The 14,756-nt window shown below is 66.1% G+C and carries 15 protein-coding genes and 1 pseudogene; 2 read left to right on the top strand and 14 right to left on the bottom strand.

What is annotated here, in order from left to right:
- Positions 1-83: 83 nt before the first annotated feature.
- The gene (locus A3CU_RS55745) at positions 84-848 is read right to left on the bottom strand and encodes a S8 family peptidase (protein ID WP_483756959.1); all 765 of its coding nucleotides are present in this window, start codon (positions 846-848) and stop codon (positions 84-86) included.
- 504 nt (positions 849-1,352) lie between these two features.
- On the opposite strand from A3CU_RS55745, the gene A3CU_RS46370 reads away from it, so the two are divergent.
- Positions 1,353-1,928 (top strand): IS630 family transposase, encoded by a 576-nt coding sequence (locus A3CU_RS46370; protein WP_052372072.1) that lies wholly within the window; start codon positions 1,353-1,355, stop codon positions 1,926-1,928.
- Between the two features lie 46 nt (positions 1,929-1,974).
- On the opposite strand, the gene A3CU_RS51325 is transcribed toward A3CU_RS46370, so the two are convergent.
- Positions 1,975-3,069, bottom strand: coding sequence for a DUF3466 family protein (locus A3CU_RS51325; RefSeq protein ID WP_169739683.1), 1,095 nt, complete (start codon positions 3,067-3,069; stop codon positions 1,975-1,977).
- A gap of 1,063 nt (positions 3,070-4,132) precedes the next feature.
- The gene (locus A3CU_RS52655; protein ID WP_156960520.1) at positions 4,133-4,312 is read right to left on the bottom strand and encodes a hypothetical protein; all 180 of its coding nucleotides are present in this window, start codon (positions 4,310-4,312) and stop codon (positions 4,133-4,135) included.
- Here A3CU_RS52655 and A3CU_RS51320 point away from each other — a divergent pair.
- A pseudogene (locus tag A3CU_RS51320) lies at positions 4,310-4,592 on the top strand (transposase); the annotation flags it as partial. The gene A3CU_RS52655 and the pseudogene A3CU_RS51320 sit on opposite strands and share 3 nt — an antisense overlap.
- Positions 4,593-5,467: 875 nt before the next feature.
- On the opposite strand, the gene A3CU_RS46360 reads toward A3CU_RS51320, so the two are convergent.
- The 11 genes from A3CU_RS46360 to A3CU_RS0124175 form a co-directional block, all read right to left on the bottom strand.
- Positions 5,468-6,286, bottom strand: coding sequence for an ABC transporter permease (locus A3CU_RS46360; protein ID WP_084143663.1), 819 nt, complete (start codon positions 6,284-6,286; stop codon positions 5,468-5,470).
- Positions 6,283-7,413 (bottom strand): ABC transporter substrate-binding protein, encoded by a 1,131-nt coding sequence (locus A3CU_RS0124215; protein ID WP_211246496.1) that lies wholly within the window; start codon positions 7,411-7,413, stop codon positions 6,283-6,285. The genes A3CU_RS46360 and A3CU_RS0124215 overlap by 4 nt, the downstream gene beginning before the upstream one ends.
- 11 nt (positions 7,414-7,424) lie before the next feature.
- Entirely contained in the window at positions 7,425-8,159 is a 735-nt protein-coding gene (locus A3CU_RS0124210) for an ABC transporter ATP-binding protein (RefSeq protein WP_027944496.1), read from the bottom strand.
- Complete coding sequence (locus tag A3CU_RS0124205) at positions 8,135-9,190, bottom strand: acyl-CoA dehydrogenase family protein (protein WP_027944495.1); 1,056 nt, start codon at positions 9,188-9,190, stop codon at positions 8,135-8,137. The genes A3CU_RS0124210 and A3CU_RS0124205 overlap by 25 nt, the downstream gene beginning before the upstream one ends.
- A complete protein-coding gene (locus tag A3CU_RS0124200) occupies positions 9,187-9,717 on the bottom strand; it encodes a DUF4242 domain-containing protein (RefSeq protein ID WP_027944494.1) in 531 nt (176 codons plus the stop codon). Before A3CU_RS0124200 ends, A3CU_RS0124205 begins: the two co-directional genes overlap by 4 nt.
- A 78-nt stretch (positions 9,718-9,795) precedes the next feature.
- Entirely contained in the window at positions 9,796-9,861 is a 66-nt protein-coding gene (locus A3CU_RS55740; RefSeq protein WP_425388278.1) for a putative leader peptide, read from the bottom strand.
- A gap of 383 nt (positions 9,862-10,244) precedes the next feature.
- Entirely contained in the window at positions 10,245-11,444 is a 1,200-nt protein-coding gene (locus A3CU_RS0124195) for a cytochrome P450 (RefSeq protein ID WP_027944493.1), read from the bottom strand.
- A complete protein-coding gene (locus tag A3CU_RS0124190) occupies positions 11,441-11,908 on the bottom strand; it encodes an FAD-dependent oxidoreductase (RefSeq protein WP_027944492.1) in 468 nt (155 codons plus the stop codon). The genes A3CU_RS0124195 and A3CU_RS0124190 overlap by 4 nt, the downstream gene beginning before the upstream one ends.
- Complete coding sequence (locus A3CU_RS0124185) at positions 11,905-12,105, bottom strand: ferredoxin (protein ID WP_027944491.1); 201 nt, start codon at positions 12,103-12,105, stop codon at positions 11,905-11,907. The genes A3CU_RS0124190 and A3CU_RS0124185 overlap by 4 nt, the downstream gene beginning before the upstream one ends.
- Positions 12,106-12,143: 38 nt before the next feature.
- On the bottom strand, positions 12,144-13,157 hold the full coding sequence (locus A3CU_RS0124180) for a cytochrome P450 (RefSeq protein ID WP_027944490.1): 1,014 nt from the start codon (positions 13,155-13,157) through the stop codon (positions 12,144-12,146).
- Between the two features lie 25 nt (positions 13,158-13,182).
- Positions 13,183-14,679 (bottom strand): MFS transporter, encoded by a 1,497-nt coding sequence (locus tag A3CU_RS0124175; RefSeq protein ID WP_027944489.1) that lies wholly within the window; start codon positions 14,677-14,679, stop codon positions 13,183-13,185.
- Between the last annotated feature and the right edge of the window lie 77 nt (positions 14,680-14,756).

Genomic DNA, 14,756 nt, shown 5'->3' with positions numbered 1-14,756 from the left:
GTGTTGTCAACGGGTCCTCCTCTCGGCACCCTTGTCAACATCTGATACGCATTCCAGGAGTCCAGCAACGGAGCCACAACATTTCAACAACGTTGTCTCGGAGAAGAGACGACGGCACTTTTCACCTCGAGCGCCGAAGCATGTGGAAATAGTGACCACAATAACGCAACTGACGCCGTGACAACGGCCGCAGCAACGCTCGTCCCACTTAACGTCACCGACCCACCGTCGGGGGCAATGCTGGTAATACCCTCGCCGGGAGCTCCCACACCACGTTTCCCTGACGAGCTGCCAAGGTTCGACTGCGGCATCAGCCGCCCATCGGTACCATACCCCACTACTGGGATCACCCAGGGATGGCGAGTAATGGCGCTGCTGCCGAGACTTCCTTGATTGCCCGCCGCCGCAACCACCAAAACGCCCTTACCGGCCGCGAAATCCAAAGCCTCGCACAATTGGTGCTGGGCACTGGCGGACGGCGCTGCCATGGATGAGCTTAGGTTCACTATCCAGGCGCCGGCCCTGACGCAGTCGCAAAGAGCTTGGGCTAACTGCTGAGGTGTCGCGCTTGGCAGCTGCTCACGCTCAACGACAGACTCGCTGAAAATCGGTCGGACGAGCAGGCTGCAATCAGGACAGATGGCCGGGGCTGACGAACGCCGAGTCGCCGCAAAAATCCCAGCGACGAACGTTCCGTGACGACACGCCAAACTACTCGTCCGCGTGCATCCGCCCGACATGCGCGGAATCTCCCGAATACTCGCCGTAGCCAAGTTCTGATGACCTAGGAAAACAGGTCCGTCAATTAATCCAACTACGACCTGCCTCCGGCCACTGGATATCGCCATAAGCGCCGGAAGTCCCACCAACCCCAGAACCTCCATTAACTTGCCTTCCAAGACGGGTGTGCCCGAGATAGGCATTAAAAATTTAACTTCATCACCACAAACGACGTCGCACATCACCCATCGTGGGTGATTTGGGCGGCGACGTGACCACCGAGCGGTTCCCAGGAACTCCAGCCTGGTCTCGTGTTCGTACCAGGCCCAGTTGTGTGTCGTGGCCGGATGACGGGCGAAACCCCTGAAAGGAAGCAGTCTGTCAAGATCAGCTTCATCCCGTGAGGGCTCCCTGGTTACCTATCCTGCCATACTCGACGCTGCCGCGCGAACTGGTGTGGTTCCTGTCGCGTCTGTTGGCCGCCCACCGCCGTGAGCTGGGCACTCGTCCGGGATCGCGGGCGTTGTCGTGCTTTCGCCAGGCACTGTTCGCGTTGGTGTGATTCCGGGAACGGCGGCCTCGAAGGTGTTCGATGTTGTCGGCCTGTATCTTGATCCGCCCGAGGGGCGATCGTGCTGTCGGTGGACGAGAAGAGCGGGGTCCAGGCGCTCGATCGGGCACAGCCGATGTTGCCGCTGGACTTCGGCAAGACCGCGCAGCGCACCCACGAGTACGTGCGGCATGGCACCACGAATCTGTTCGGCTCCCTCAATGTCGGCACCGGTGAGGTCGTAGGACGTTGCTTCCCGCGCCGACGTGCCGCCGAATTCATCAAGTTCATGGACGAGATCGTCAAACCGCACGGCGATCGCGAAATTCATGTCATACTCGACAATCTCTCCACCCATGACGGCACCGATGTCGAAAAATGGCTCACCAAGCACCCGAACGTGAAGTTCCATTTCACCCCCACTGGAAGCTCTTGGCTCAACCAAATCGAAATCTGGTTCGGCATCATCACTCGCCAAGCAATCCGCCGGGGAACCTTCGGGTCTCTGCGGCAACTCATCGACACCATCAACAACTACATCATCAACTGGAACCAGGATGCTCAACCGTTTACCTGGACTGCCAAACCCGGCGACATCATCACCAAAGTTCGCCTGCTTCACCGAGACTTCAGGAAAATGATCGCCAACAACTCGTAACACCCATTTCATTACGACACACTAGGCTCGCGATACTCTCTTCGCGCTACACCGGAGTAAGCAAGAAGGCTCCATATTGACCGCTACTCTTGTAACCCGAGCCCACGATCTGTCCCTTGTCGTTGATATCCGACGCTTTCCAAAGTTCCCAACCGGAACCCGGCGGAATAAGATCATTCAAGTCATACATCGCGCCATCCCACAAGATGAACGCTTTCGACTTCGACGATCCGATTTGATCTGGCTGAGTGTTACTTGCGCCCACGATCTCGCCGAGGTCATTAATCCCAAAGGCGAAGGTCTGGGAGCCGAACAACGTGGGAAGCTCAGTCATTGCGCCTCCGTCGTAGATAAAGGCGCGCCTATCTACGTCCTTGTTGCTTGCGGTATATGAGAAACCCACAATCTGCCCGCTGCTATTAATGTCATACGCGCTACACCAGTTTCCGCCTAGGCTACCGAGGTCGATCATTTCTCCATTGCTGTACAGGAAAGCGTCGCTGTTGTTGGGGTTACTGGGGGCTTCTGACATCCCAACGACTTGACCCGAATCGTTGGCCGCGTTTGCTATCGACCTACGTCCGCCCACATTCAGAGTCCCTAGATCAATAACGGTTCCGCCGCTCTCCAAAAAGGCCTGTCCTCGATACGTCGTACCGCGGCCGTGCCACGACATCCCAACAATCTGACCCTGCGGATTACTGCGCCCTGCTGAGTTAAGCAAATCGCCTGGCAGCATTTTGACCGGTGTCATGGTTCCCTTGTCCCAGGAAAAAGCTCGCTGGGCATCCCACGTGTCGACTATGCGGGTATATGATCCCGAAGTGCCGGCCACTCGCCCAAAGTTATCAATGCCGGTGGCGTAGCTGTAGTCATCATTGTCCAGCGTACCCAAATCGATTGGTTGTCCGTCTTGCCACAGCACGGCATGTGTGGTCTTGTTGTCAACTAGTTTGGACCAGCCGACAACCTGCCCGGATTCACTGATGGAATATGCGTCGGCGTCTCCTCCAAGCGAATCTAACTCTGTTATCGTGTATGTCCTGCGCGGGGCAGGGCGTCCGGTGAAGAGCGACGGGGCGAAAGCGCCGTACTGATGGGGGTAGATGGGCCTCCAAGAAGGCCCCTTGGGCTCAGGCATCCTTTCTATGTGTCGGCTTGTCTCATGCTTCCTTGGATCTATGTCTCTGCGCATCTGCTGTTCCATTCCGTGATTAACTGGCACTGCACGTTGACGAACCCGCGTCAGAACCCCTGTAAGACTCGGACTGACTCCCTGATCGACGAGTGCCCGCTCCGAAGCTCACGAGTCGATCTCGAGTTGTTGGTCGAGCCATCTGGCCGAGCGCCATCAGGTCGAAGCGCACTTGAGGCGGCAAGCACGTGCGCACGTGGCTACAGCCCTGGCCTCGATTTGACGAGGGAGTCCCTACAGTCAGTTGACAGGTTGGCGACTTCATCTCGTCGTTACTAGCCTCCCACGAGGGATTCGGCCGGCCACTGAATACGTCGATCTCGACCTCCATTGGACTATCCTCCCGATAGTCGCACAACGCGACAATCATTGCTCACTCTGTGGCCTTCAGAGTCTCCGAGATCAAACGATACGAACGGTACCAGACACGAGCCTATTGGCACGATAAGGGCCAAGTGATCCGCTTGGATCTTTCTGACTGTCTGATCGTGCTACTTTTTGTAGATTAGTCGATCGTCTAGCGACAGAATTCCATTTCTTGCTCCACAACACTAGGGGCGAAAGTCACTCGATTGTTTCTACACTGAGCCCGGATCCACCGATCGAATGAGCGTGCTGCTTCCAGGGGAGACGGCGGCGCAGGTCGGCGAGGTGGCGCTGTGGTGGGGATGGCGATCTCGTTCCCTCCCTGTCGCCGGTCGGCCGGGTGGTGCAGGGGTTTGAGGGTGTGCCGTGCCTGCCACGTGCGGGTCGCAGCGTCGTGTCCCGCTCGGCCAACTGGAGCAGCTCGCACACAGCCTCCTGACATGCACGACCCCGCCATCCCGCGCTGCGGCAAACCAGCAAGAGTGGCTCGCGTTCTCGCTGCCCCTACTGACTCTTGAAATTACCTGCCCAACGCACTCACACCGATGCGAGCCCGCCGACGTACCGCAACGCGGAGATCCACGCTGTCCGGGCTGACCAGCAGGCTCCGCGTCGCTACCAGCGGTCGCGCGGGCCAATCAGATCAGCGCGCAGGAGCCATGACCGCGGCCGCGGCGACGAAGGTGTTGGGGCGCGCTGAGCACACAACGGCACCGCCGACCAGCGGCCACACCGCGTCGGCGAGGAACGACCCGCTCAGGTCCATCAGCACGTCGAGCGAGCGGCAACAGCGGCATCCGCGACCACGGCCAGGGTGAGTCACGGCATCGCTCCGGCCACCCACCGCTCCGGCACCTCCATCAAGGGCAACACCCCGCCAGAACCGGAAATCGCCGCCTCAAACGAACGTTCTTCCTCGCCGCCTTCGCCGCCCTTTCCGACCCGGTCAGCCGCGCCTACTACGACCGAAACGAGCCAAAGGCAAGAAACACAACGCCGCCCTCATCTGCCTCGCCCGATGCCGCTGCGACGTCCCGTTCGCCATGCTCCGCAACAAAACCTGCTACCGAACCCCCGCCTCTCCCCTTGCCCAAACGACATGAACGCACAGCTACCGCTTACCAACCTGCACCTGATTAAAATCGGCCCCATGCTGACCACGCGAAAGGGCGATGCCGCGTAGATCGCCGGCCCGTGTTCGGGCACACACTCCCCGCCGTTGCCGGCCCGACGAGGCGGCAATCCCTACGCTTGCCGGCCTCTCGGCACGAGGCCGCGCGCAACTCGTCCACATCGAACGCAGCCGGCTCTGGCCCGGCGCCGCCGCCGAAGCACTGCGCGCCTGGGAGCAATTCGCCCGCGACCCCATGCACCGTCTATGGGATCCCAGCCACGGCTGCGGAGTACTGCAGTGCTGCCCCGACCCCGATGAGCTACGCCGAATCCTGCAACTCGTCGCAGCAAACCTCCCAACCAAGGACGCTAGAGCTTTCCGCAAGCACCTCACGACCCTCGACGAACTATGGTGACCGGGACCTACACCGGTTGACAAACCCATAGGGACACCCCCGGACGGGTCGTCGGTGGCGTAGGTCATCGCCGCCCGGCCGCTCGCAGAGTCCCGATCGTGGCGATCTCGCGACGAGCGGCCTCCTTGCCGGAACCCGACTGGCACAACAGCAACGCGGCCACCTCGCCACCCGAACCGGCTTCGGCCTCGAGGTAGGTCTCGGCCGCCTTGATCGAGGAGGCAGCGAGGGCACCACGCCCTCCCGCACTACGGCAGCGTCACTGCCGCTCCGGCGGCCTCGGCGAAATCGAACGCCGCCACAAGCGTGCACGGCGCCTGTAGCCACGGCCACAGCACATCGGGCACGCTCACCCGCTTTCGACCGGAATGCGTATCACCGTCACAGGAATTGTGACCGCCGCCCGAAAACAGGACTCCCCTGGAGTATCCCGAACAACGGTTTGACATCTACCTGACGAGGTCTTTCCCCAATGTTGGACCGCCTGTGCGCAAACGCTTCGGGCTGCCGGTGCCGTCGGTCCCTTGACGACGGTTGCGCGGGGTGAAAATCCAGCGGGCGAGGACGTCGAGCAGGTAGCCGAGCACGCCGATCACCAGGATGACCGCCATGACCTTGTCGTAGGCGAGCTGGTCGCGCGAGTTGAGGATCTCGTAGCCGAGCCCGGAGGTCACCCCGAGCATCTCGGCGGGCACCAGGACGACCCAGGCGATCCCCAGTGCCAGGCGGAATCCGGTGAGCAGGTGCGGGCGGATCGCCGGGAGCGCGACGCTGGTCAGGGTTTCGGTCCGGCCCGCCCCGAGCGAGCGGGCCACCAGCAGGAACCCGCGGTCGATCGAACGGACCCCCTGAGCGGTGTTGAGCACGATGGGCCAGATGGCCGCGGCGGCGACGAGGAAATACACCGGACGGTGCCCGATGCCGAACAGCCCGATCGCCACCGGCGCCCACGAAAGTGGTGAGACCATCCGCAGGAACTGGAACACCGGCCTGGTCGCGGCGTCCAGCTCGGGGATCGAACCGACCGCGATCCCCAGCACCAGACCCAGTACGGCGGCGATCAACAACCCGGCCAGCAACCGGAACAGGCTGGTGAGCACGTCCTCGGCGAGCACCCCCTGTGCGGCGAGGTCGCCGATGGCGGGGATGGCGTGCTGCGGGCCGAACGCCGACAGCAGGCTGTCCGGGCGGGCGATCACCGAGGTCACCAGCCACCACACGGCGACCGCGACGACGATCCCGGCCGCCCCGAGTTTCCAGTTCTTCACTGTGGCTGCACCTCTTCGGTCCTGGTCAGTCCAGCGGGCAGGCCACCGAGACTGGCCCGGACGAACCGGTCGTCGACGAGATCCCGATGCACCTCCCCGGCACGCAGACCGTCCACAAACGACTTGTCACCGTCGACGACGGTTTCTCGCATCGCGTTCACCAGACTGGTGGTGTAGCTCGCGTACGGATATGGCTCGAACCCGATCCGCTGCCCCTGCCAGTCCGGGTGGTGTGGTGCGCCGTGTCCGGCCGGATAGCTCAGCGCACGGGTAATCGCCGGCAACGGCTGCGGCAGATACCGTTGCCCGGACAGCAGTTTCGCGGCGTCCGGCCGGTGACCGTCGACCCACCGCTGCGCGGCGACCAGACCGTCGGTCAGCGCACGGGCCCGGTCCGGAGACTGGTCGAGCAGATCCTCCCGGGCGACGACGACACAGCAGGCGTGGTCGCGCCAGACGTCGCCGACGAACCGCTGGATCCGGCCGACGTTCTTCGCCTCGGCGACGGCGTTGAACGGGTCCGCGACGATATAGCCGCCGATGGTGCCGACCTGGAGCGCCGGCACCATGTCCGCCGGGCTCAGCACGAGCAGTTGCACGGTGCCCTGATCGGCAGCGGGCGCCTGCCGGACGACGGGCGTCAGCCCGGCGGCGCGGAGCATCTGCTGGACCACGACATTGTGGATCGACCACCAGAACGGCACCGCGACCTGGCGGCCGGCCAGCTCGCGCAGATCGCGCACCCCGTTCGAGACGGTGAGCGCGGAACCATTGGTGTGGTTCCAGGCGAGGATCTTGACCGGCGCGCTGAGCGCGTATCGCAGTTGCACCGCGAAGGGCATCAGCAGGTGCACGACTTCGACCTCACCAGCGAGGAAGGCCTGCGCGAGCGATTCCCAGCTGCGGAACAGGACCGGTCGCTGCGTGGCGACCCCGGCGCGCGCGAAATGTCCCTGTTCGTGGGCGACCAGCAGGGGCGCGGCGTCGGTGATCGGCAGGTAGCCGATCCGCAGCGGTTCGCCGGGACTCCGCGCGCCCGCGTCCGAAGCGGCAAGATCGGCGATGCCCGCCAGGCCACCGGCGGCGCCCAGGGCGAGCCCGGCTCGCAGCGCGACTCGGCGCGTCACCGCTCCTGCCGTCACGGCGTTGCCGCCGGTGCCGAGCCGAGCTGGGAACGGTACGCGTCCAGCAGTTCCTGGCGCAGCACGTGCCCGGCCAGCTCGTCGTGGTCGGCCGGCGGTTCAGTGTGCCAGCGCCGGGCGATCCGGCCCGACCCGTCCAGCGCCGCGATCGAGGTGGCGAGGAACAGCGCCTCGTCGACGTCGTGGGTGACTATCACGACGGTCAGACCGAGCGAGCCGACCGCCTCTCGTAACCACCGCTGCAGGTCGCGTCGGGTCGCCGGGTCGAGCGCGCTGAACGGCTCGTCCAGCAACAGCACGCTCGGCCGGATCGCCAGTGCCCTGGCCACGGCCACCCGCTGCGCCTGCCCACCGGAAAGCTGGTCGGGGAACGCGCCGGCGAGCGGGCCGAGGCCGAACAGCTCCAGCAGGTGAGCGACCCACTCCTGCTTGAACCGCGCCCGGTTGCCGCGAAACCGGCCGCCCAGCGCAACGTTGTCCCGCACGGTCAGCCACGGCAGGAGCAAGGGCTGCTGGAAGACCGTCGCGGTGATCTCGGTGCAGGCGAGTTGCCCGGAATCGAGCGGTTCCAGGCCGGCCAGCATCCGCAGCAGCGTCGACTTGCCGGTTCCGCTCGGACCGAGCACGGCCAGTCGCTCGCGCGGCTGGACGTCGAGATCGAGCCCGTCCAGGACGGCCTTGGCGCCGTAAGTCTTGACCGCGCCGGTCAGGCGAAGTGCCGCAGCTCCCATCGCAACTGTCCTTCCGTGGGTGACTGGATGGGCAGGAACGCGGCCTCACGCAGGCGCCGGCTGGTGCCGCTGGCGGCCACATAGCCACCCCCGCCGGCGACCGTCGCCTCCAGCCGGGTCGCGGCGACCGCGAGCCGCGCGCCGTCGAGGCGCAGCCGGATGAATTCGCGCACGGCGTGGCGGCGCGTGTCCTGCGCGAAAGTCCGCGAGCGGGCTCGCAGGTCGTCGAGCAATGCACTTTGCTCGGCCAGGTCCGTGGCCAGCTCGGTGTTCGTGCCTTTTATCCGTTGTTCCGCCTCGGTCAGCGAACGTGCTGCCAGCCCAACGCAGAACGCCGTCTGTGCCAGCAGGAACGTGGGCCGGAAAGCGGCGACGAACGCCGGCAGGTCGGTACTGAGCACGGCTTCATCGGGCACCTCGACGTCGTGGAGCCGCACCGACGACGAACCGGTGCCGTTGAGCGCGAGCAGTTTCGGCGCGGCTGCCGTCTCGACTCCGGGGTCATCGAGCCGCACAAACACGACGGCGCGGCGGTCATCGGGCAGCCGTGCCGGAAGCACGATCACCGCGCCGGGGAACAGGTTCGACGCCCACGGAATCGGTCCGCTCAGGCGGAGCCCGCCGCGCACCGGTTCCGCCACCACCGGCACCGGTGCGATCCCGGCGATGTCCCGCAACGCGGTCGCCATCGCGGTCGAGCCGACCAGCACACCCTCGTGCAGCGCGGGTTCGATCGTGGCCGTGAGCGCCGTGGCCCGCCCGCGGGCCAGGTATTCCAGCACCATCCGGTGCGCCCACAGGGAGAACGCGGAGCTGAGACATTCTCCTGCGACCTCCGCGATCACCTCGATCGTCTCCCCAAGCAGATCGCCGCCGTCGGCGCCGGCGCCGAGCCCGAGGACACCCAGCTCACCGAGCAGGCGCAGTCCGGGGCGGACATCACCGTCCACGGAATCCGTCTCGGCGGCACGGGCGGCGAAGAACTCGCGCACCCTCACCGCGGTGTCCTCTTCAGCGAGGCGCACGGTCACCGCCCCGGTCCTTCGAGCGCGTGCAGGCGGTCGATCGGAGTGTCCACGGCCTTTCGCGCCGCGCGGACCACGTCTTCGTCTGGTGCGTCGTAGAGGCACAGGCATTTGGCCATGTCCTCCCGCACGTAGGTGCGCAGGAAACTCGCCTCCGGCACGTCGGCGTACAGCGGCGCCTTCGCCTTCTTACGCGCGAGGTAAGTGTCCATGTCCAGCTCGGCGGGCAGGTCCCATTCCACGAGGTACCCGGCCTTCGGCCGCGCGGCCTTGAGTTCCGCCAGGTCGGCGCCCACCAGCCGGACCTCGTCCGGGCCGCGTGCGTCGCTGCCCGGAAACTGCCCGCGCAGCGCCTCGGCACCAGCCCGCTCCGCTTCGACGATCACGAACAACCGCTCGTGGCCGGCGGCGACCTGGGACTCGATCAGTTCACCGCCCACCGAGGCGGCGAGCTCCCCGATCCGCGCCAGCACAGCGGTCACGGCCGCGCGCTCGGCACGCTCGGGTGTCACTTCGAACAGGTACAATGGCATGATCGGCTCCTCGCCAAATTCGTGCTCATCAAAGGAAAATTGCGACCGAGACCCCGGCCGCGCGCGCCCGGAAAGCGACTATCGGCACACGGCGCTGGCGACCCGTTGAAGGTCGATATGGCGCCGCTGCACCAGCGAAATCATCCGCACACCTCGCACCGTAACGAACAGACCGGTCAGCCTGCCAGGATCCGGCGCTATTCCCATGGTCATGTCCACTACGCGGGATCACGCCCTGCCGGCGTAGCGACTGCTTGACACGGCGTCGATCCTGTTCGCCAAAAAAGCACCCGAGCCATCGGGATCGACCGCATCCTCAGCGAGGCCAAGGTCGCCAGACGAGTCTCGACCAGAACTACGGCACTGGTGGTCGCCTACGTACTGCCGAGGACAGTGCGTTCAGAGGTTGTGCAGGCTCTCGGCGAGGTGAGGTTGGGAAGGAGGCGTCGGGGCGTTGCTTGGCCAGCTTCCGGTAGATCTTCACCGCCTCGATGATCGTCGCCATGGGGCCGGCAGCCACGCCGACGTCAGGCCTCCCAGCTGACCGGGAGCCGCTCCAGGTCGTACATGTTGGCTTCGGTGCGCAGCGGCACCTCGTGCGCCGGGATGGCGAGGCGCAGGGTGGGAAACCGGGTGAGCAGGGCAGGCAGTGCGGTGCGCAACTCGATGCGGGCCAGGTGCTGACCGAGGCACTGGTGGATGCCGTGGACGAAGGTGAGGTGCCCGGCGGCGTCACGGCGCAGGTCGAGCACGTCCGGGTCAACGAACCGCCGGGGATCGCGGTTGGCGGCGTTCATGGAGATCATCACGGTTTCTCCCGCCTTGATCGCCTGGCTGTCGATTTCGACGTCCTCCAGGGCGACCCGTACCGTGCCCGCGCTGATACCGGTGTAGCGCAACAGTTCCTCGACGGCACTGTCGACCAGTTCCGAGTCGCTTCGCAGTGCGGCGAGCTGACCAGGGTGGAGCAGCAGGGTGTAGACGGCCATTCCCAGCACGGTGGCGGTGGTGTGCAGGCCGGCGCCCAGCAGGAAGGCCCCGACCCCGGCGAGTTCCTCGTCGGTCAGATCGCCGGAGGTCAGCTCACTCAGGATGTCGTCGGTGGGCTCGGCCCGCTTGGCCGGGATGAGATCCCGGACATACTCCTGGATCGAGTTCCACGCGGCGGCCATGCTCTGCGGGGTAACGCCCTCGCGCACCAGCAGTCCGTTCACAAGGCTGCGGAAGTAGTCGCGATCGGCGAGGGGGACGCCGAGCAGTTCGCAGATCACCAGTGCCGGGATGGGCCGCGCGTAGACCTCCATCAGGTCCGCCGGCCGGTCTTCGCGTTCCAGCGCGGCGAGGCGGTCGGCGGTGAAGCCGGCGACCTGCTCGGTGAGCAGGCGCATCCGGCGGGCGGTGAACTTGCCTGCCAGCTGCTTGCGGAAGCGCGTGTGCTCGGGTGGGTCGATCCCGAGGAAGTCGCCCGTCGGCGCGGGCGGCGGTGTTTCGGTCATGCCCGGTATCGGAAGGTGCATGAGCTCGTACCGGTTGCTGAAACCGGGGTGCGCGAGGACCGCGCGGGCCTCGTCGTAGCCGGTGGCCAGCCAGCCGTTGTGCCCGTCGGGGTAGAGCATCCTGCTCAGCGGCCGCTCGTCGCGCAGCCGGACCAGCTCCGGCGCGAGCACAAACGGGTGCTCCCCGGACCACCGGAACAGCAGCTCGGGTTGGGTGAACACGTCGGTCATCGTCGACTTCCTTTACTCGTAAGCGTTTGCGGGATCGGCCGCGTGGCGCACCATGCGGCCCGCGGCGCGGACGCCGCGAGGGTGCGCACCCCGGCGAGGCCGGGCTGTCCGCGCAACGCACGGGGCACCAGGCCGGTGGCAATCACCACCACGCCGTAGGACAGGACCTCGCCCCCGTCCAGTTCCACGGTGTGCTGGTGCGTCCGGAGCCGCTCGGCGCGCCGGCCGAGCAGCCAGTCCACCTCCAGTGCGTCCAGCCGTCCCTGATCGCGCAGGAAGACCTTCTCGACGGGCCACCGCCCGGTCAGGATTTCTTTCGACAGCGGAGGCCAGCCGTAGGGCGGGTGCGGTTCCTCCCCGACAATCCGGATCCGGCCCGCGAAACCCTTGCGGCGCAACGCTTCCGCCAGTGTGAGGCCACCGACAAAGGCACCCACGACCAGCACGTCGTCCGACAGGTTCACGTCGCGTCCTCGATGTGGATGGCGGCGGCCGGGCACAGCATCGCGGCCTCCCGCACCTTGTCGTGCAGACAGGCGGGCGGCGCCGGATCGAGCAGCACCACGATGCCGTCCTCGTCGCGCTGGTCAAAGACTTCCTCGGCGGCGATCGCGCAGTGGCCGCCGCCGACGCACTTGACCTCGTCCACGCTCACTTTCACGGTGTTCTCCTCTTCGATTCCTCGGCGTCCGCCGGGGATCACGCGTCCCACGTGACCGGAAGGCTGTTGATGCCGGACAAGCCCTTCACGGCTCCGGGCCGCAGCGAGACGTCCTCCGCCGGAACGGCCAGGCGCAATGAAGGGAACCGCGCGAACAGGGCGGGAATCGCGGTCCGCAGTTCGACGCAGGCCAGATGCTGGCCGAGGCACTGGTGGATGCCATGGCCGAAGGCCAGCTGACCCGTGGTGCTCCAGCGCAGGTCCAGCCGATCGGGATCGGGGTACCTGCCGGGGTCGCGGTTGGCCGCCCGGATCGAGAACGTGACGGTCTCGCCCGCCTCGATCAGCTCGCCGTCGATTTCGACGTCCTCCAGCGCGGCCCGCAGTGCGGTGTGGGCGATGCTCAGGTAGCGCAGCAGTTCCTCGACCGCGTTGTCGGTCAGTTCCGGATCGGCGCGCAGTTCGGCGAACTGGCCGGGGTTTCCGAGGAGGACGAGGGTGCCGAGGCCGATCATGTTCGCGGTGGTTTCCAGGCCCGCGCCGAGCAGAAAGGCCCCGACCCCGGCGAGTTCGTCGTCGGCCAGGTCGCTGGTGAGCAGCTCGCAGATCATCAGTGCGGGAATGGGCCAGGCGTACGCCTCGACGAGATCGAGCGCCGGGCCGCGCCGCTCCATGGCATCCAGGTGGTCGGCGGTGATCCGCTCGACGCGTTCGGTGGGCACGCGCGTCCGCCGCGGGGTGAACTTGCCCGCCAGGAGCTTGCGGAGACGAGTGTGCTCCGGCCGGTCGGTCTTCTGGATGTCGCCCGGTGTCCCGGCAGGCAGCTTGCCTGCCAGCGGGTGGTGCATCAGTTCCGGCCGCGAGCTGAACCGCGTGTCGCCGAGGACGGCGCGGACGTGATCGTATCCGGTGGCGAGCCAGCCTTCGCTCCCGTCGGTGTGGGTCAGCCTCGTGATCGGCCGGGTCGCACGGATCCAGGCCAGTTCGTCCGGCGGATCCAGCAGGCGCCCGGCGGGGAGTTCGGTCGGCAGTTCCGGGACAGGGTTGGTCATTCCGGTACCTCCTTTCCGTGGGATATCAGGCTTGTGTGGCGGTCTTTTCGGGTTCGGGTGCGGCGGCGGGCGCCCTGCCCCTCATGACGAAGCGGGCGAGCACGGCGGCGGCCAGCACGAGGACGGCGGTGGTCCCGCAGGTGACCGTCATTCCGGCGGTGAACGCCTCCCGGGCGGCATGGGCGATCCCGGCATCGCTGAGGCTGAGCGCCTCGCCGATCGAGGCGCGGGCTTGTGCGGGCGCAGTCGCGGGCATCCCGGACGTATAGGTCGCCGCCAGGAGGCTGCCGAGGATGGCGACGCCAAGGGCGCTCCCGGCCTGCTGCATGGTGTCGTTCGCCGCGGAACCGACACCGGCATGTTCCTCGGGCACAGCCCCCATGAGTGCCGCGACCGCCGCCGGCTGCGCCAGGCCCGCCCCGGCACCGAACACGGCCAGAGCCGCCACCACGATCCCGAAGCCGCTGTCCGGCGAGAGGCTCGCCAGCAGGCCGAAACCAGCCGCCGCGACGGCGAGTCCGACGGCCGTCATGGTGCGGTTGCCGATCTTCTGGCCGAGGGTCGCGCCGAGCAGGTTGGTCAGGATCGTTCCCACCGCCATGGGCACCAGGACCGTGCCCGCCTTCGTCGGGCTGTAGCCGAGCACGAATTGGAGGTACTGCGTCAGCACCAGAACCAGACCAGCGAGCCCGATCTGGGTCAGGACGAGGGCGAAGCTGCCGCCACTGAAGTCGCGGTTCCGGTAGAGCGCGAGCGGGACCATCGGGGATGCCGTCCTGGTCTCCCACACCGCGAACGCCACCAGGGTGACCACGGCCACCCCGAACCTGATCAGGGTGGCGGGATGGGAGAGGCCGGTCACCGGCAGTTCGATGATGGCCCAGACCAGCGTGGCCAGACCGATCACGGACAGGACCGCGCCGACCGGATCGGCCTTACGCGCGGGCGCCTTCGACTCGGGCATCAGGGCCAGCGCCGTGATGATCGCGAGGATCGCGACCGGGACGTTGACGAGGAAGACCGAGCCCCAGCCGAAGCTCGTGACCAGGGTGCCGCCGAGGATCGGGCCGCCGATCAGGCCGACCATGACCACCGACGACCACACCGAGGTGGCCTTGCGGCGCTCCTCGTCGTCGAACACGGTGATCAGGATCGACAGCGTGCTCGGCAGGATGAGCGCACTGCCCACGCCCATCAGCGCGCGGCAGCCGATCAGCTGAAGCGGACTCGTGGTGTACGTCGCCCCGAGCGAAGCCAACCCGAAAAGGACCAGCCCGATGATCATCACGCGCCGTCTGCCGTACCGGTCGGAGAGGCTGCCCGCGGTGAGCAGCAAGCCGGCCAACGTCAGGATGTAGGCGTCGGTGATCCACTGGATGTCCTGGGCGTTCGCCCCCAGGTCCCGGATGAGCGCCGGGATCGCCACGGTCAGCACCTGGCTGTCAATCGTCAGGACCAGCGTGCTGAGGCACAGCACGATCAGGATGAGCCAGCGCCGGGGATTTCGTTCTGTATTGGACACAGATGTAACGATGTCGGCCGGTACTGAAAGCCGTCTTACAGCGACCTGACAGCCAGACGCGGGGCGCTGTCAGACTC

This window comes from Amycolatopsis taiwanensis DSM 45107, assembly GCF_000519205.1.
GTDB lineage: Bacteria > Actinomycetota > Actinomycetes > Mycobacteriales > Pseudonocardiaceae > Amycolatopsis_E > Amycolatopsis_E taiwanensis.
The sequence above is the reverse complement of the archived record's forward strand: the minus strand, read 5'-3'. Positions and strand labels throughout refer to the sequence as shown.